Raw genomic sequence first — 18,010 nt, 5'->3', positions numbered from 1 at the left:
AACAGGAGGTATAGGATGGCTGCCATTATGATGCTTACTGAAGAAATAACGATAGAAAAAGAAAACCTGAGAGATGCTTTTTCTCAAATTGATCCTGTGCTAAAAATAAAAAATCTCTCCGTTTCTTTTTATAAGGGCAGAGGGAGTGAAGAAAACAAGCTGGTTAACAAGTTGAATCTCAGCATTCGGCCAGGCGAAATGGTGGGTCTTGCCGGTGAGAGCGGCAGCGGAAAAAGCTTGACAGCTTCCGCTATTTTAGGCTTGCTTCCTAAGTCTTTAAAGGTTTCAGAAGGTCAAATAGAGTTCTGTGGCAGGGAGCTCATCAGTCTTTCTGAAAAGGAAATAGGACGCCTGCGTGGAAAAGAGATAGCTTATATTTTTCAAAATTATCAGGGCAGCTTTACTCCCTTTATGAAGGTTGGAAAACAGCTCGTGGAAGCGCTTCGCAGTCATAACAAAATCAGCAAGCCGGAAGCGAAGAAACAAGCCCTTATATGGCTTGAACGTGTAAAGCTGCCAGCGGAACGGATTTTCTCAAGCTATCCTCACCAGCTTAGCGGAGGTCAGCTTCAAAGAGCCTCGCTTGCAGCTGCTTTAATGTTTGAACCAGCTTTGATTGTTGCAGATGAACCAACCACTGCTCTTGATGTTTTGACAGGTGAAAAGGTGTTGGATCTTCTTGCCGAACTTCAGAAAGATCTTAATTGTGCCGTTCTCCTTATTTCCCATGATTTAAAGCATGTATTAAAAAGAACGGATTCGATGGCTGTTATGTATGGAGGACAAATCGTCGAAAAAGGGTTAACAAAGAGCCTCAAGGAAAGTCCAAGGCACCCTTATACAAAGCTGCTGCTGAAAGCACGGCCTATTTTACATCATACAGCCCCAGAGAAATTTACTACCATACCAGGAGAGCCGGGTCTTATTGCCAAAGAGGGATGTTCATTTGCCCTTAGATGCCCGCAGTCCTTTGAACAATGCTGTATCATCCCTGCGATGCTGCCTGAAGGAAGTAGTTTTCATTGGACGGCTTGTCACGCTGCACAAAGGGAGATGGAGGATCCAGATGCTTGAAGTGAAAAACGTTTCTAAATCGTATCAGTCAAATACCGTGTTGACAGATGTTTCTTTTTATATGGAGCAAGGGGAATGCCTTGGGTTGATTGGAGAGAGCGGGAGCGGAAAAAGTACGATTGCGAAGCTGATTTTAGCAATGGATCGATCTGATTCCGGCCAAATCATGTTACATAACGTTGATTTTACACAGTTAAAGGGCCGTAAGCTCAGAAAAGCAAGACGCCATGTACAGGTGGTGTTTCAGGATCCGTCTGCGTCGTTAAACCCCAAGCGGCCTGTTTGGAAATCGGTTATAGAACCTCTTGAAAATTATCCAGAAGTGACGCCATCTTTTTTAAAAGGAGTAAGAAAAGACAAACGTGAGATGGCCGAAATTCTCTTTGAAAAGACAGGTCTTCATTCTGGCTTACTTGATCGGTATCCCCACCAGCTCAGTGGGGGTCAGCGGCAGAGAGTTGCTATTGCAAGGGGAATAAGCCTTCAGCCAAGCTTGCTTATTTTGGACGAGCCAACCTCCAGTTTAGATGTATCCATCCAAGCACAAATTTTAAATTTGCTAAAGGATTTGAAAAGGGAAATCAATATGTCTTATTTGTTCATTTCACATGATATAGCCACCGTGCAGTATATGTGTGAACGAATAGCGGTTTTAAAAGAAGGAAGGCTGATTGATTTATTTTCAACAAAAGATCTTTTTTCAGAAGATCGCCATTCATATACGAAGGAACTTATAGAGGCTGCATTGGAATCATAAAGGAATTATAATCAATCCCGCTTTATATGGAATAGACAGTAGTTGTTCAAATCGTAATAATTTAACGTATTCGATTGGGGAACAGCTGGAATAGCTGTAGCAACCTTGCTGTCGGAAGTAATAGCCTGTGCTGCTGGACTGATCATAGTCTGGAAAGTGTCTCCTTTTAAACGGAAGATGCCTCCTTTAAAAAGAATCGCTGATCCTGCTTCATTAAAGAAAATGATGATGGTCAATCGGGATTTGTTCATCAGGACGCTTTGCTTATTAACAGTGTTTAATTCATTTACAGCAAAAGGGGCTTCTTTTGGAACAGAAGTTTTAGCCGCAAATGCTATTCTTCTTCAAATTCATTTTATTATGGCTTACTTCTTCGATGGATTTTCGAATTCTTCCAGTATTTTGGTTGGGAAAGCGATCGCATCAAGAGATGACCCGTTGTATAAGAAGACTCTTATGCTATCGTGTCAGTGGGCGTTTCTATCGGCTCTGTTTATAGCGGGGTGTTACTATTTATGGAGTAATTATATATTGCTGTTATTCACTCCTAGACCAAGTGTCATTGAATTAGCTCATACTTACCAGATATGGCTCATTCTATTTCCATTTTCAGCAGGTCTTGGTCTTATTCTCTATGGTGTGTTTATAGGAGCAACGGAAACAGCCTCTATTCGAAACTCGATGATTTTGGCTTTAGTGCTTTATCTGCTTTCTCAATTCTTTTTTGTGCCTTCATATCATAATCATGGTTTATGGTTAGCTTTCATTTTATTTAGTCTTGGACGTTCTGTATTTTTAGCTATTTGTATTCCAAATTTAAACCAGAAGTTTTTTCCAAAGAAAAGTATAGAACATGAAAATCTTAAATCAATTTAAAACCCAGGATAGAATCACTGTTTTCTTTCAATCCTGGATATTAATTTGATTCAAGTCCTTCATAAAAGTACATGTTAAATCAAAATTTATTTTAAATTAAGAGCCAAATACCTTTATGATAAATTAAACAATAGAAGGTTAAAATAAGTGAGAACGATGGGGGGAACAGGGAATTACATAACTCCCAAGGATGTCAGTATAAAATTAGGCATTGGAGATAGTACTCTTCGAAAGTGTCATTCATTAGAGAATCACGGTTATCTTTTCCCAAGAACAGACAATAACCGGAGAGCGTTCTCGGAGAAGGATCTGGAGATGCTGCGGTACTAAAGGCAATTAGTTCAAGTTCAAAATATGGGTATGGGGAACGCATCTTTGATTGTATTATCAAGGTTTAAAGAAGAAATTAAGGACCCTCCATTGGAGAGTCCTTTTAAATGTCTAAAAGATTAATAACCGCCGCAAAAACCAGCGCAGCCAATGATCACCAATAATATGAAGATTACAAGGATAAAAGCAAAAGTGCCGCCGCCGTAGCCGTAGCCGCCGCCGTAGCCGTAGCCGCCATAACCGCCATAACCGTACATTTATTTCCCTCCCCTTTTTGATTGAGTTAAAGAACATCCACGAATGAGAATATGTGGTGGTTTTTATTGTATGTATAACTAATTGAAAAGGTCATGGTAGAGCGTTTGTCCTAATGAAAATGTGCCTTTTCATCAATTCAATAAATACTATTTAAAAACACTGTCAATTTGATGGCTTGTATATAGACCGAGGAAAAGGAAAAGGAGTGAATACTATGGGTGAATACGGACGTGGCAAAGATGCTGCATTTGTTCTTGTTATTTTCGTTCTGCTGGTTATCATTTTAGGAGCAGGTTATTACTGGGGTTAATCTAAGACAAGCCTAATAATTGGTCAAGCCCATTGTGGTACAAGCCTATTGTTAGGCTTTTTCATTTGAAGAAGGGCTGTCATTTTGATAGCTTAGGCGTATTATAAATTAACCAAACCAACCCTACAGCCCTATCCGTCATTTTCTCTCCCGAAAATGGCTAAGAAAGAGGCCTGATAATTGGGAATGCCTGATTATTGGGCTTTTTTCTTTGCCATTTTTATTTGGTCTTTTCGTTTTCAATCCGTGCTAACACTTTCCCCAGTCTGGAGGTTATAGCACTTCCGGAAAATCTCAAAACTTTCCAGCCACTTTTCCTCAAGTAAGCATTTTTACGCTTGTCATATGCTTTTTGAGCAGGACTAGAGTAATATGCCTTTCCATCACATTCGATAGCAATTCTGTATGCATGAAGCGTTAGACAATACGATAGTAACCGCATGGTACCTGTGATTTCACATATTCACCCCTGACAACTAATGCATCATATAAACGCCTTTCGATTGGTGATTCCAATTACGCGCGTTCTACATCGCCAATTACCTGCTCTTCATGTACAAATTGTTTTTTAGCCAGAAAATGAAAGAAAAATGCTGTGAAAATCAATAAAAAGAAGACTGCCGCTCCGACCAACACATAACCCTCCAGCGTGTTTTTGATTAAGCAGCAGTCTTGCCAGTGATTTAGTTTTACATACTCCAGAAATCATCATAATCAACGTTCTTCCCAGTCATTTTCCGGAGAGACTTTATAATCTTACCCGCATTGTTCATCGATGGCTGGAACACATCCCCTTAGCAAATACGACTTATAGTTTCCTTATTTACTTTGCTTTCCACAACAAGATACTGCTGAGATATTTCGTGCTGATCTAAAAACTTCCCAAATTTACTTCTCGGTTTCCCCAAACCACACGGTGATTGCCTCCCTAATCTTCAACTAAGACACAGTTTGGTCAAAAAAGAGGAGAGACACTTTTATGACCTTAGTTGGAATGCTGCATCACAGGGCGAATCCAGAGAAGGTGAAGAAGGCCTATACTTATGCTGTTGTAGCAAAGGCCGATGGGATAGATTTCTTTTACTTCACCACAGGGAAAGTAGATATTAATAATCACACAATTTTAGGGAAGGTTTATGAGGGTGGAGAATGGATTGAAAAGGATTTCCCATTTCCAGATGTGATTTACAATGCAAGTTATCCTATAACTGAAAAAGGTGAAGAAATTGCAGACTATTTGTACGAAAGAATTCCGGTTACCAGCCGTTCAATCGGAGATAAAATGTATGTATACGAAAAGATTCAGCAAGGAAAAGAATTTAGTCAATTTTTGATTCCTTACGCCGAACTGACTAATCTGGATGAATTTACAAGTAACAAAAAAATCATGGGCGGACTGACCAATCATCGAATGACAACAGTATTAGGCTGGATCATATCAGGGGTTGTCATTTTATTGAATACTTTTCTTCTTTTTGAAACCTTTCATTAATCTCATGAAGTCTATAGGAGCAATGTATTGCTTACGTATCAAATGTTTCTCAAAGGAAATATTCTGGCAGACAGTCCATGTTTTCAGTGAAGTATGTAGCAAGACGGGTATGGCAACAGCCGTTTTATGGTAGGGGGAGATAGACAGATGGGTGAAAACGTTGTTCTGGCTTTTAGCCTCACATTGTTAGCCGGACTGGCTACTGGAATAGGCAGTATTATAGCCTTTCTTACAAAAAAGACGAACAAAAAATTTCTATCATTGTCGCTCGGTTTTTCCGCGGGTGTCATCATTTATGTCTCGTTGGTGGAAATTTTTGTGAAGGCCAAGAATGCCCTCATAGACAGTGTAGGAATACAGTTAGGAAACTGGCTGACCGTTGGTGGATTCTTTGCAGGGATGCTTCTTATAGCATTGATTGATAAATTTATACCATCACAAGGAAATCCTCATGAACACCAACAGATAGAGGATATGAATTCCTCCATTGAAGAGTCTGCATTATTGAAAATGGGTACATTTACTACTTTAGCCATTGCTATTCACAATTTTCCCGAGGGAATTGCTACATTCACTTCGGCTCTGCAAGATCCGGGTCTGGGAATGGCCATTGCAATTGCAATTGCACTTCATAACATACCGGAGGGGATAGCAGTGGCCGTGCCTATCTACTTTGCGACGGGAAACAAGAAGAAAGCCTTTAAGCTGTCATTTTTATCCGGGTTATCTGAGCCTGTGGGTGCGATTATTGCCTACCTGATTTTAATGCCGTTCCTTAACGATATAATGTTTGGTATGGTGTAGCGGGTATCATTGTATTTATATCCCTCGACGGGTTAATTCCCGCTACAAAAAAATATGATGAAGGACACGTATCCATCTATGGATTAATTGGCGGGAAGGCCGTGATGGCTCTTAGTCTGTTGTTGTTTATTTAGCAAAATTCGGAGCTGATCTTTGTGGGTGGCTTTTTTTGTAAACAGACAAGTTTACTTCATAATTAGCATCAAACTTGTTGAATTTATATACCAGATTATCCTCTTCTGACATAATTGGCTTCAAGAATAATGTCATCGTCAAAACCAGAAGCCGCCCATTAGAGGTCGGCTTCTTAATTGTTTTAATGTCCAGCCCCATGACTAGAACCTGTATTTTTAACTTCCGTGTATTTCGTTGGAGCGTTGTCATCTTTTAAACTTTCGATTATATCTTTTGTAACGGCTTGTGCTAATTTCTTAGCTGCATCGTTATCGCTTCTAAAATGAATACCCATTTGTTCTCGCGATAGTGCTACTTTTTCTGCTGTTTCTTCTAGATGAGCTTTTTCATTCGGAAAGTAATAGGACAAGATGTAAGCAGCCGTCCAAGCTGTTGCTGTATGTCCTGAAGGATAAGAAGGGTGCGGAGGCACCATCATTCCTTCAGGTAATTTAATACTCGGGTCTAAATCAGTGGGTCTTGGGCGTAAATACTTATATTTTGCTTGATATATCGCTGTCAGAGATGTATATGTCGCTCCTGAGACGACAGCATGAACTCGGGCAGATTCCGGTCCCATTAGACCATATTTATGTATCAACTCTTCAGTGGTGTTAAGCCAAAGCGTATTTGGACTAGCAGTATTTTGCCAGTGCTTAATGAATTCTACATCTTCCTGTGTGCGATTCTCAGTCAGATGTTTTAAATCCTTCAATTCTTTTTTTGTCTCTTCCGAACCATTTGCAGGAGGTGCTTTTACTTTATACGAACTTCCATCCTTAAATTCTAGTGCTTTCCAGCTGCCTGCTGTTGGTGTAACAGGATGTTCATGAGTCCAACCCATTCCTACGTTCTCATTTTCCTCTTTTTTGGCCTCTGCTTTACTAGTTTGCTCCGAATTGCAGGCGGTTAATAGTAAAAGTCCGGTTACCATGCTTAGAGCATATAGAGTAATTTTGTTCTGTTTCATGACTTCCCCCAACAAATTTATTATATAATCATCTACCCTTTTATTTTAAATCGCCAATAAACTTTGGAGAATGGCTCAAACGGGTCATCTTATACTTACTTAGTATGTTGGGTTGTTAATAAATAAGAATCTATTCTGCTGCCAAACCATGTCTAACAGCATAAGCAGCAAGCTGTACCCGGTTATTAAGTTGAAGTTTTTCCAAGAGGTTTTTTACATGATTTTTTACAGTATTCTCTGCAATTATTAAATGCTGAGCTATTTGCTTATTTGTTTCACCGACTGCTACTCGAGAAAGGATCTCGCATTCCCTAGGTGTCAACGAATTCGGACTAGGTTCGTTAGAAACATTCCCTGTACGAAAAGAATATAATAACCGGCTGGCTATTTCGCGTGAGACTTCCGCGTGATCCCCCAACAAAGCATGAAGGTATTCTATCCAATCATCCGGTTCCATATTTTTCAGTAAATATCCTTGAGCGCCGAATTGAATGGCTGTAAAAAGGTCTTTTACATCATCTGAAACGGTTAGCATGACAACGTGGATCCGAGGATAGGCCATCCTGATTTTACGAACTGCTTCCAATCCATTTAAACTGGGCATATTAATATCTAAAAGAAGTAAATGGGGCTGTAATTCTCTGCAAAGATCAAAGGCTTGATGGCCGTCTGTAGCTTCCCCTACAATAACAAAGGATGCATCTTCTTCTAACACACTTCGAATACCCTCTCGTGCCAATGGATGATCATCCGCAATAATAACAGTATACGGCTTCATTGTTTGTCCTCCTTGATTACGATTATTTCTGTTCCGCCCATGTCACGTTTCCTTATTTGTAACTCTGCTCCTAATTGGTTTGCACGTTCCTGCATCATGGAAATTCCATATTTCTTTTCTGATATCTTCGCTGTATCAATTCCACACCCGTTGTCGCTGATCTTCAATTGCCATTGACCATGGATTCCTTTAAATTGAATCCATGATTTAGAAGCTCCAGAATGTTTTCTAATGTTAGCAAAAGCCTCTTGTATGATAGCAAAGGCCTGAACTTCATCTTTTACGGTAAATAAATGATTGTCAATTTCGATTTCTTCTTGTACATGAATACCTGTCATCGAATTCCAATTGGATAGCCAGCTAGTTATTCTGGATTTCAATGAACCGTGTACTTCTGGGATAGATCGGAGATTAAATATAGATTGACGAACATGATTATCAATGATTGACACAGCACGGGAAGCTGCCTCAGTGTCGCCTTGCTTAAGTTTAATATTTAGGAAAAAAAGGGATTGTGCAATTCCGTCATGAAGCTCCCGAGCAAGTCTTTCCCTCTCTTCATAGACAGCCCGTTTCGCCTGTTCTTGAACCAGCAGGGCATTCGAAGATTTAATAATCCGAAACACCCAAGAAGAAAACAAAAGAGAGAGAATAAACGTAAGAATCGTTATATATAAATTTCCTGTTTCCATCGATAAATGTCCCAGAAGGAAGTCATGGCGTATATACTCAAATCCTCCGATTAATAAAGTTGGTAGAATAACAGTAAGTACATGCAAAACCCGGTAAGACAATTAGGACCTCTCCTTATTACTTTCTTAATTTTTATAAATATAATAACCCTAAACGTATGTGTACTGATAGCTAGTTCGGGCTATTTACACGTTGGAACGGTAGATTTACTCTTATATGTATTAATTTAGATTTATTGTGACATAAGTGTTTTTGATTTTGCTTTTTTTGAGGAGTAGAATAGTCAAAGGTGGAACAGGGAAGAATTGTTTCAAATTGAAAGGCAGAAACTCATGAATACTAAAAAAGCGACCTTTATCATGAATTGCTGCCATCCAAAGGTCATTGCTTTACCCTAGATGACCAAGCGATTAATTATAGAAAGGTTTCGGTGGAGACATTAGGACGGCGGCTGCTCCTGTTCTTCATGATTAAAAAGAGAAAGTTATGAGAAATCTTAAGAAATGCAGCATTTTTCTACTATTGATCTATATATTCATATTATTTCCAAAAGAAACATTTGCCCATGCCTATCTGGTCAGCTCGACCCCTGCGGAAAATGAAATATTGAGCCAGTCACCATCCAAGATCAGCCTGCAATTCAGTGAACATATTCAATCCGGTTTTCACTCTCTCGTATTGCTAGACCATTCTGGAGAGCAGATTAAGTTGAATGATGCCATAGGGGATGACCGGTCCATTCTAGAAGCAAAATTAAAAGATGAAATCGTCCCTGGCACATATTCCATCCAATGGAAAGTGGTCTCGGCAGATGGTCATCCGATACACGGAACGATCTCATTCAGTGTAGGAGCCGGACAAAAAGAAACAGATATAGTTTCAGCATCCTCTGACAAAGACTATCCTATATTGGATATAATCGTCCTCCGTTGGCTACTCTACATAGGTTTTTCCTTATTTATCGGTGTTATCGTTTGTAACGTGTTTATCATTGAGGAAGGGGCACACCAGCCAACAAGCGTCCGGGTCATTTGGGCAGCTTTAATCGTATTTAGCATTGCTTTGCTGCTGAACTTACCCTTGCAAACCACCTTTTATGCGGATGTATCGTGGTTAGAGGCTTTGAGGCCTTCTTTGCTACAGGAGACACTGGAGCAAACCACCGCGGGAACGGTGTGGATTTTTCAGTTACTATTGTTAGTTATCTTGTTTCTTTTTACCTGCATGGCCACATTGAATGGCTCCGTATACTCGGTGAGAAATTGGCTACTCCCACTTCTGGTGTCCATAGGGCTTCTCGTTAGTAAATCCATCATAAGCCACGCGGCAGGAACGGAAAACCCTATACTAGCGGTTATGATGGATTTCTTGCACTTATTGGCTAGTTCCGTTTGGGTAGGCGGATTGTTCACAGTGGTGTTCCTGCTACCAAAAGCTCGATTAGATTCAGAACATGAGCAGCAGATGTATTGGAAGTCTATCCATCGCTTCTCATTATGGGCGATAATAGCTGTCGCGATCATTCTTTTAACTGGAATGTACGGAAGTCTGCTGTATGTGCCGACATGGCATTCCTTGTTCCATTCCCCTTATGGGAAAATTCTCCTTGGAAAAATCCTATTATTTTTCATCATGATTATATTGGGAGCCTTTCATTTTTGGAGAGGCAGGAAAAGAGGGAAAAAAGGAATCAGCGGTACCGCATGGATCGAGTTGATTATGGGGGTAGTCGTTTTGATTCTTGTGGCCATCCTTACCAATTTACCGACAGCCGATTCTTCACCCAGTCCTTTTAAAGACACGCAGCAAGCAGATGAAGGAACTACTGTAACGTTGGAAATAAGTCCAAATGTGGAAGGCCAAAATACCATTCAAATCGATGTGAAGAACCCGAAAGGGGACCCAGTGACAAACATAGAACAGGTTAGCCTAACCTTGAGTCATACGGAGATGAAGATGGAGGAAAACACCATCATTCTGTCCAAACAATTACCTGGCCAATTTCAAACAGCAGGCATGTATTTGAACATGAATGGGAAATGGAAGCTCTCTGTCCATGTGTTGACCAGCTCATTAGATAGTTATGATGTGGAATTCCACCCCAACGTGGGTAGAAAATAATCGATAAGAGGAGTTTAAAAAAGATGAGAACATTATGGAAGAAATGGTGCTTCTGCCTAATAGCGATAGCTGCCGCGTTATTTATCTATACAGGAACGGCGAGTGCACACGTTACGGTCATTCCCGGTGAATCAACACCCGGAGCCTGGGAAACGTATACCATGAAAGTACCGGTTGAAAAAAATGCGAATACAGTCAAGGTTGCCTTGAAGGTTCCGGAGGGTGTTGAAGTCATGTCATACCAACCGGTTCCCGGATGGGATGTTACCCAGACAAAAGATGGTTCGGGCAAGACCACGACCATCACCTGGACTGCAAACGGAGCAGGAATTGCCGCAGGACAATTTCAGCAATTTTCTTTCGTAGGAAAAAACCCTGATAAGGAAACAGAAGCAGCATGGGATGCTTTTCAATATTATAAAGACGGCTCCATTGTAGAATGGACGGGCGAAGAAGGTTCGGATGCACCTCATTCCATTACCAAGATCACAGCATCTACTGACAACCAACCTGAAGGTCAAACCCATGGTGACCAGGCCAATACAGACAAGAGGACAGAAACAAAGACAGATTCAGAAGAATCTGGGTTTAATACTATAGTCCTCCCTATATCCATAATAGCATTGGTTGTTTCCATTCTTGCACTAGTCATATCATTTAGGAGAAAATGATATTTACCCCTACCTGATATTTTATGTAATCAGATAGGGTTTTTTCGTTAAGATATAATGTTAATCAAGCACAAAAAAAGCAAGTTGTGAAAAAACGTACATAACTAAAGGGTGCTTCGTATTATAGGGGTAACCAGTTTTTACTGGTTGCTCTTTTTTTATAGGACCTATTATTTCAGTAGCCAGGGTAGAACGTACGGCTGCGTAGGACTTAGATCTCGTCAACTAAACTGTTCGCCCCCTACTTGTAGAAAGATGTTTGAGGCTGGTTGGGACTAAAGATCTCGTATAACAAGCGAAGCTATGGAACTACAGGAAGGAATAGGGGTTACTGGTGAGTACAAGTGAGGGAGAGATACCTAAATGAATCCAGTAGTTGGTCTGAATGTAGCCAAGTGAGAAAGTGAAGCTCAAGCCTTTTTAGACAAAGATCAGTCTTTTGGGAAGAGCTTCAAAGTAAAACATACTAGGGAGGATTTGGATTCTTTCGTTTTGTTCCTAAAAGAGATGGAGAGAAAAACAGCAGTCAGGCCAGCGGTCATACTTGAATCTACGGGACATTATCACACTCCAATTATTCAATGTCTCGAAGAGAATCAATACACTCCTATTAGCTGGTTTAGTTCAATAAGATTCCTTACTAAACATGAGTCTTTTGTTGTCGGTGAAATATGTAACAGAATCGCTTTAATAGTGCTAAGGAAATCAATAAAACCGCTGCGTTTAAAATTAGCAGCGGTTATCCTTGTTACTCTTAGGATTCTTTATCACCAGTAGGCGGGACTTCTTTGAAATTACTCTTATTGTTTTATTTTATAAATATTCGATTACTTTTCATTTTTGGCGGGACCGTGTGGGAATCGAACCCACCAGAGACGACACGCGCCTCTCACGCGGTTTTGAAGTAAGAGGAAATGCATTATTTCTGGTTTCTTTTAAGTACGTCAAGTTATTAAATGGCGTTGGTTTCAATGGGTTTTCATTCGAAACGATTGAGATATAGTTTTTTCTTGTTATCTTTGATTATCTGAAGTGTGTTACCAAAATGTGATCAAAAAAATTTATATAGGAAATGATAAAATCTTTCCCAAAATTTATAGTTACCGACAATTTTTGCAAATCCAGAATAAATGGTTTGCATTTTTTATTGAAGACCCCTAGATAGATATTATTTATTTATAATGTGACTTCGACTCTGCCAGAGTAGTCGGTGCATTTTCCTATAATGTCCTAAAGTGCCCGGAAATGGCTTTATATCAAGGCTTTTGTGGGGTTAGTAAGCTTTGAAATGAACTGTAATTTTCGGTAGTTGTCTATAGTGTGTGGCCAAAATGTTACCAGTGGGTGACCAGTGATTTGATGTGATAAACTGTACTCGTTGTATAGGAAACAGTAAAATTTTGAGATGTGATAGTATGCCAAATATAAAAATTTAGCCTTCTTTGATTACCCGCCAAAGAGGGCTTTTTTATGAAAGTAATTGTTGAATGGATAATACCTATTAACCGAACAGACATTGAATGGCTGGAATGATCTACTTAATTTACTGCTAAGATTTACATTGCTAGAAGATAACCTATTTAGGCTACGGATAATAATTAAAGGTAAAATTCATTTTAACTCTAGGGGAGGGGGCTCACACTCACAAATGGTGGCACTTTACAGAAGCCCAAATAAGTCATTCCCGAATCCCACCTCAAAAAACACCAGCTCTTTATGTCTTTGATGATTAACTGCTAGTTAGCTTATTATCCCCTTTCCAAGCATAATTCTCTCTCTCAAATCAATTCACTCATTGCCTAACGTTATAAACGCCCCCTCCAAAACTTAATCCAAAACGAGGACAAGCGTTTTTTCTTATAGGGATTAAACACTTGTACAATCCATTGGATAAGCTGTTACGTATAATATTTTGAAAAAATTATGAAAGGAGTTAATGTATGGACGAATCCCCAAGAAAAGATGACGTAGAGAAATTTAAGTGTCTTGTAGAATATTTATTTAAGGAATTAGATTCTATTAAACAGGAGATCCACCAAGATGATATTTCAAAATTTAGATATATGATTAAGGATCTATTTAAGGAAATCGATTCTGTTAATGAACTGTTCCAAAATGACGATATTTAAAAATTGAAATGTGAGGTTGAACGTTTAATGGAGGAAATGGAATCATTTAAAGAGCAATTCAGTCATTGTGAATCTAGTGATAACAATCATCAATCACATAACCATTTTAGCTGTGAATCAAGTGATGATCATAAGTCCCATCACGATTATAGCGATGAATCCAGCAGCAATTGTGAATCAACTAACAAATATGATACTCATGAACATTCCGATGATTATAACCACCACCATTACAATGGAAACAAACATCCTTACGATTATAACCACCACCATTACGATGGAAACAAACATTCTTACGATTATAACCATCAAGATTACGGTAAAAACAAACATTCCTACAATTATAACCATCAATACTACAGTAGAAATCAACATTCCTACGACCACGACCACTATCATGATGCAAGCCAGCACTATTTTAACTTCAACCAACACCACTTCAACCCACAAAAACATTTTTCCCATTCTAATTGCGGATGTGAACAAAGCCATCATAGATCATTCCATGGGTTTCGTCATGGAAATAATCGTAGCATATGTAATTTTCTTCACCCTCACAACCACCATTTTGATGGACATTTTATTGGAAATAGACGTGGTGTTCCATTTAAGGTCTCACCGTTTAACTTCTGTCTAAATAACTTCCGCCTAAATTTCAATGGTCTTAATGGTAATTTAGCTTTTCAATTATTTCGTTTCAAAGGATGTAAAGTCAAACTCGTATTAGAATGTTCAGGAAGTACAGAAGAAATTGTCGGTATTATTTGTAATGTCGGAATCGATTTTGTTAGTATCCTAAAGGAAAATAAAAAGGTAGTAACAGTAAGAAAAGAAAAAATTTGTAGAATCGTTTGGCTAGACAAGCACTGTAATCCTTGTCCTGTTTGCTGCCATCATAGGCATTTGGAAAACGTATTTGTTCGCATTGTGACGATATGTGAGAAGATGATGATGAAAATGATGAGGAAGAAGAGGTAGAAAAGCTAGATAAAAATAAAAGCCGATAAGCAAAAAGAAAATAACTAAGAAGACTAGTACTTCCTCAAACCATCCATTAACCAAGAAGCAACCTCTTCCAAGAATTGGGGTTACCCTAGGCTTTTAACCTTAATTATTTATAATGTCATTTACTTTGCATTTGAATAGGATAGTCATAATACCATTGTTAAGGGGTGGTTTCAGTGCAGAGGCCATTAATTTTATTAATAATTATGATTTGTCTATTTCTATTTCCAAGGCATATTTTTGCACATACTGTCCTTATAGAAGGGAGTCCTTCTGCAGATAGCAGATTAGAAGAAAGTCCAAATTCTGTGACCCTCTCCTTTAATGAGAAAATTAAGAAAGGCCTGTTTAGTTTAAAAGTAGTAAATCAAAATCAGGAAATCATTTCTAAGGGCAATCCTCGTCTAAGTAAGGATCAACGCAAAATCCAAATCATGATTCCAAAACTGTATGATGGAGCTTATTTAGTAACGTATAAAATCGTATCGGCAGATGGACACCCAGTCAACGGTTCTTATGTCTTCTTGGTAGGTGAGGCCCAATACCCACAAAATTCTGATTGGGACCAGTCAGAAAATATAACATTCCAACTAGAAGTTTATTTAACTAGAGCGGTGTATTACCTCTCTTTATTAGGTCTAACAGGGTGGGTTTTCTGGGGTTTATTTCAAACGGATGGCCACTCAGTACAACTTCAGAAGAAGTATCGTTTCACTGTGTTGATATTACAGCAAATGCAGCTGCTTAGCCTGCTAATTTTAATAACTACTCAATGGCTGATGGCTTCAAAAACGGCAGACATCCCAATAAACACAGTCTTTGGCGTTTCGTGGCTAATATCATTGGTTTTATCTCTTCTGGGATTTATCATTTTATTTCGATCAAAATGGCTGGATTCAGTCTGGGTTATTCTGATGTTAACTGCCAAAAGCTTTAATGGGCATGCCATATCCTATGGACCGGAATGGGTATCAATTCCCCTGACCTTTCTTCATTTACTGTTCGCATCGATTTGGGTAGGGGGACTGCTTTATATTATTGTATTTTGGCGAAAGCATCGGCTTCACGTAAAGGAGTATTTATCACTTTTTTCAACAGTAGCTTTTAAAGGTATGATTATCCTGTTTATCTCAGGCGCATTTACTACCTTTTTCTTTTTGCCGCAAGTTAATTACTTGTGGATAACCCCATGGGGAAAACTTCTATTAGCAAAAATAATACTAATTCTAATGGTTATAGCAACTGCTTTTAAAATCCGAGGGACTATAAAAAATAAGTCATTTACGGATGCCTGGCATTGGCTTAAAATTGATTTTTCAATGATGTTGATGATAACACTAATTGTTGGCGGTCTAAGCTATATTAGTCCGATTCCTGCTAATACACCACTGGAATGGACCGCCAATGTTGCCAAGGGAGCCATGACCTTGACGATTACACCAAGAGCACCAGGGAAAAATCAATTTTCAATCAACTTTAAGAAAAATACTGTCAAAACAGTGGAGCTCTGGTTATTTTACAAAGAAAACGAAGAAATTGCTCCCATCCAGGTCCCATTAAAATCAACTACAAGAAATAGGAGCTTTTTGGCTGAGGGGTACTACCTCCCTTTTCCAGGTGAGTGGCTGGCAGAAGTGCGAGTCATTGACAATAAAGGAGAGGAGTTTATTTTACAAAAGAGTTTTAGAATATTTGAAACGGTGAAAATTGAATCTACTTAAAGATTATTTAACCGTAAAGTAATCTTCTTTGTGTCCATGAAGCTTTCCTTTTTCAACATGGATTTTAACAGTAAATTTTCCAGCCGTTTGAAAGTTAAGTAATGCTTTGTAGTGTCCCTGTTGACTTTCCTTCGCAGCCACGAAATGATGGGTGACACCACCTTCTTTCCAAAACTCAAAACCTACATCTGCATTTGTGAGAGGGTGCCCGTCTTTCAAAATGACAACATCAAAATCTGTTTCTAATCCGGCTTCTTCGGTGTTAGGCGAGTGGATTTCAAAGCTAAGACCTTCTTCCTGATGGGCATCTGTTTCCGTTTTAGGATTGCTTGTTCCGTTTGATGCATTAGTGCAACCGAATAATAAGGTCAAGCAAAAAATAGCGGACCCCATCATTACTATCCCGTTTTTTATCATTTTATCGCTCCTCTATAAAGATCGTAGTGAAAAACATAAAAGTCCAAAACTTAAGAATACAAGCAGAGTTCCGATAATAATCATTGGAACAGTTGCTGACACTCCGAGCATCGGCCCCATCACTCCCGCCATTATCCCGCTCGACACCCCTGTCACCATTGTCTGATAGTCTACCAGCGCGCCAAATATGGCGCCAACACAAATGGAAATCAATAATGTAAGAATAGTAACTTCTGTATAAAGTAGAGGGAATTGACTCCCAAGTATAATACCGCAGGAGATCCCCATTACCCCGCTCGATGTCATCGCTATATTCATACCAAAATGGTAACTAATCAGATTTCTTGATTTACGCAAATAAAAATAGGAAACGATTGCTGTGACAAAATAGCTGACAAAAATTACCCAAATAAAAGGCACCACCACATCCTACCCCCTTATCCATATATGTATGAAGCCAATTGTTGGACTGCTCTATAAACGAGGGAAAATACACTAAAATGTGCTAGAGTCTATACTTGTCTCCGTGCTTCTTTTCCTCTCCTAACATAGTCTATAAAAAGAAGTGGAAAAGAGGTGATAACATTTGGACGAGAAGCAAAACGAGCAAATTAAAGCCTATTATCAAAAATTTTCAGATAAAACCAAGTTTTTAAAAAATGATTATTATGTTCTACAAAAGGAAAATGGCTATACATCACCGCCAAGCAGTATGCCCGCCCATGAGTTAAAACTACTGAGGGAATATATGCATGGAATTAATTTAAAGCAGCTTGGTGAAAGCCTGCCAAATAATAAGAAGAATATGTTGTTAGTAAGATTTTTAAAAGGCAGACGAAATCAGCAGGTCAATGTTCACACAAAGGTTCGAGATAATGTAATTGAAATCTTAGGAAGGGTTAGTGAGGTGGGAAGGGATTTTACTGCACTTACGACGGTAACGGAACGATTTTGGATTCCTTACGCTGCTATCGAGTCGGCCGGCGTACCTTACGGAATATCCGATATGCCAAATAGTCATCAACAGGTTATTTATGATGAATCCCTAAGGAGGAAGCTGCTTACAGAATTTTCAACAACTTTACTAAAAAATGACGTTATAAGGCGGCAGTTTTATGAAGAGACACTGGAGGTTCATTTACAATCTTGGAAAGGGATAAAGATAAGGATTTATACAAAGGGAGAAGTGTATAAGGGGAAGTTGGTGAAGATAACTTCAGGTCGCTTAACAGTAAAAGGTCGAAAAGGGAACCATACCATCCCTATGGATGAAATACATCTAATCAAGCGAAGTACACCGTTGCAGCTATTACCAATATTTATACGCTGGTTAAAAGAGAGCTTCAGCCGTATTTGGAATAAGTAATAGATAGTTAAATTCTCTATCAAATAATTAAATACAAATAAGAGATGCTGTCTTGGACAGCATC

18 protein-coding genes and 2 pseudogenes are annotated in these 18,010 nt (G+C 39.0%); 12 read left to right on the top strand and 8 right to left on the bottom strand.

Going from position 1 to position 18,010, the window contains the following annotated elements; translation table 11 throughout:
* Positions 1-15: 15 nt before the first annotated feature.
* The 3 genes from CUU64_RS20745 (at position 16) to CUU64_RS20735 (ending at position 2,707) form a co-directional block, all read left to right on the top strand.
* Entirely contained in the window at positions 16-1,074 is a 1,059-nt protein-coding gene (locus CUU64_RS20745) for an ABC transporter ATP-binding protein (RefSeq protein ID WP_257985620.1), read from the top strand.
* Entirely contained in the window at positions 1,067-1,831 is a 765-nt protein-coding gene (locus CUU64_RS20740; RefSeq protein ID WP_101635573.1) for an ABC transporter ATP-binding protein, read from the top strand. The genes CUU64_RS20745 and CUU64_RS20740 overlap by 8 nt, the downstream gene beginning before the upstream one ends.
* A gap of 105 nt (positions 1,832-1,936) precedes the next feature.
* Positions 1,937-2,707, top strand: coding sequence for an MATE family efflux transporter (locus CUU64_RS20735; RefSeq protein ID WP_257985619.1), 771 nt, complete (start codon positions 1,937-1,939; stop codon positions 2,705-2,707).
* Between the two features lie 449 nt (positions 2,708-3,156).
* Here the strand turns inward: CUU64_RS20735 and yjcZ are convergent, their stop codons facing one another.
* On the bottom strand, positions 3,157-3,294 hold the full coding sequence (yjcZ, locus tag CUU64_RS20730; protein ID WP_101635571.1) for a sporulation protein YjcZ: 138 nt from the start codon (positions 3,292-3,294) through the stop codon (positions 3,157-3,159).
* A 215-nt stretch (positions 3,295-3,509) separates the two neighbouring features.
* On the opposite strand from yjcZ, the gene CUU64_RS20725 reads away from it, so the two are divergent.
* Positions 3,510-3,605, top strand: a complete 96-nt coding sequence (locus CUU64_RS20725) for a sporulation protein YjcZ (protein WP_101635570.1) — start codon at positions 3,510-3,512, stop codon at positions 3,603-3,605.
* A gap of 220 nt (positions 3,606-3,825) precedes the next feature.
* Here the strand turns inward: CUU64_RS20725 and CUU64_RS20720 are convergent, their stop codons facing one another.
* Both CUU64_RS20720 and CUU64_RS22840 read right to left on the bottom strand, forming a co-directional pair.
* Entirely contained in the window at positions 3,826-4,047 is a 222-nt protein-coding gene (locus CUU64_RS20720; RefSeq protein WP_257985618.1) for an endonuclease domain-containing protein, read from the bottom strand.
* Between the two features lie 247 nt (positions 4,048-4,294).
* Positions 4,295-4,513, bottom strand: a pseudogene (locus tag CUU64_RS22840) (transcriptional regulator).
* A 71-nt stretch (positions 4,514-4,584) separates the two neighbouring features.
* Between CUU64_RS22840 and CUU64_RS20710 the strand changes: the two are divergent.
* Both CUU64_RS20710 and zupT read left to right on the top strand, forming a co-directional pair.
* Positions 4,585-5,097, top strand: a complete 513-nt coding sequence (locus tag CUU64_RS20710; protein WP_142383664.1) for an SLC5/6 family protein — start codon at positions 4,585-4,587, stop codon at positions 5,095-5,097.
* Positions 5,098-5,244: 147 nt separating this feature from the next.
* A pseudogene (gene zupT, locus CUU64_RS20705) lies at positions 5,245-6,035 on the top strand (zinc transporter ZupT).
* Between the two features lie 182 nt (positions 6,036-6,217).
* Here the strand turns inward: zupT and CUU64_RS20695 are convergent.
* The 3 genes from CUU64_RS20695 to CUU64_RS20685 form a co-directional block, all read right to left on the bottom strand.
* A complete protein-coding gene (locus CUU64_RS20695; RefSeq protein ID WP_101635568.1) occupies positions 6,218-7,045 on the bottom strand; it encodes a phosphatase PAP2 family protein in 828 nt (275 codons plus the stop codon).
* Between the two features lie 130 nt (positions 7,046-7,175).
* Positions 7,176-7,823, bottom strand: coding sequence for a response regulator (locus CUU64_RS20690; RefSeq protein ID WP_101635567.1), 648 nt, complete (start codon positions 7,821-7,823; stop codon positions 7,176-7,178).
* The gene (locus tag CUU64_RS20685; protein WP_101635566.1) at positions 7,820-8,617 is read right to left on the bottom strand and encodes a sensor histidine kinase; all 798 of its coding nucleotides are present in this window, start codon (positions 8,615-8,617) and stop codon (positions 7,820-7,822) included. Before CUU64_RS20685 ends, CUU64_RS20690 begins: the two co-directional genes overlap by 4 nt.
* A gap of 385 nt (positions 8,618-9,002) precedes the next feature.
* Between CUU64_RS20685 and CUU64_RS20680 the strand changes: the two genes are divergently transcribed.
* From CUU64_RS20680 to CUU64_RS20650, 5 genes are all read left to right on the top strand, one after another.
* A complete protein-coding gene (locus tag CUU64_RS20680) occupies positions 9,003-10,637 on the top strand; it encodes a copper resistance protein CopC (RefSeq protein ID WP_101635565.1) in 1,635 nt (544 codons plus the stop codon).
* Between the two features lie 23 nt (positions 10,638-10,660).
* Positions 10,661-11,308 carry a YcnI family copper-binding membrane protein gene (locus CUU64_RS20675; RefSeq protein WP_101635564.1) on the top strand — a complete coding sequence of 216 codons (648 nt, stop codon included), beginning with the start codon at positions 10,661-10,663 and terminating at the stop codon, positions 11,306-11,308.
* A 1,940-nt stretch (positions 11,309-13,248) separates the two neighbouring features.
* Positions 13,249-13,437, top strand: coding sequence for a hypothetical protein (locus CUU64_RS20665; protein WP_101635563.1), 189 nt, complete (start codon positions 13,249-13,251; stop codon positions 13,435-13,437).
* 67 nt (positions 13,438-13,504) lie between these two features.
* Positions 13,505-14,074, top strand: a complete 570-nt coding sequence (locus tag CUU64_RS20660; protein ID WP_101635562.1) for a hypothetical protein — start codon at positions 13,505-13,507, stop codon at positions 14,072-14,074.
* Between the two features lie 544 nt (positions 14,075-14,618).
* Positions 14,619-16,163, top strand: a complete 1,545-nt coding sequence (locus tag CUU64_RS20650) for a copper resistance CopC/CopD family protein (protein WP_101635560.1) — start codon at positions 14,619-14,621, stop codon at positions 16,161-16,163.
* Positions 16,164-16,166: 3 nt separating this feature from the next.
* Here CUU64_RS20650 and CUU64_RS20645 read toward each other — a convergent pair whose 3' ends face one another.
* Together CUU64_RS20645 and CUU64_RS20640 are read right to left on the bottom strand one after the other, a co-directional pair.
* Positions 16,167-16,580, bottom strand: coding sequence for a FixH family protein (locus CUU64_RS20645; RefSeq protein ID WP_101635559.1), 414 nt, complete (start codon positions 16,578-16,580; stop codon positions 16,167-16,169).
* Between the two features lie 12 nt (positions 16,581-16,592).
* Positions 16,593-17,006 (bottom strand): hypothetical protein, encoded by a 414-nt coding sequence (locus CUU64_RS20640; RefSeq protein ID WP_257985617.1) that lies wholly within the window; start codon positions 17,004-17,006, stop codon positions 16,593-16,595.
* Positions 17,007-17,166: 160 nt separating this feature from the next.
* On the opposite strand from CUU64_RS20640, the gene CUU64_RS20635 reads away from it, so the two are divergent.
* Complete coding sequence (locus CUU64_RS20635; protein ID WP_101635558.1) at positions 17,167-17,946, top strand: hypothetical protein; 780 nt, start codon at positions 17,167-17,169, stop codon at positions 17,944-17,946.
* The last annotated feature ends 64 nt before the right edge of the window (positions 17,947-18,010 follow it).

The sequence above is a fragment of the Bacillus sp. V5-8f genome (assembly GCF_002863565.1).
In the GTDB taxonomy this organism is placed as follows: Bacteria; Bacillota; Bacilli; order Bacillales; family DSM-1321; genus Peribacillus.
Note: the sequence above shows the minus strand (reverse complement) of the source record. Positions and strands in the feature narration are given on the sequence as shown.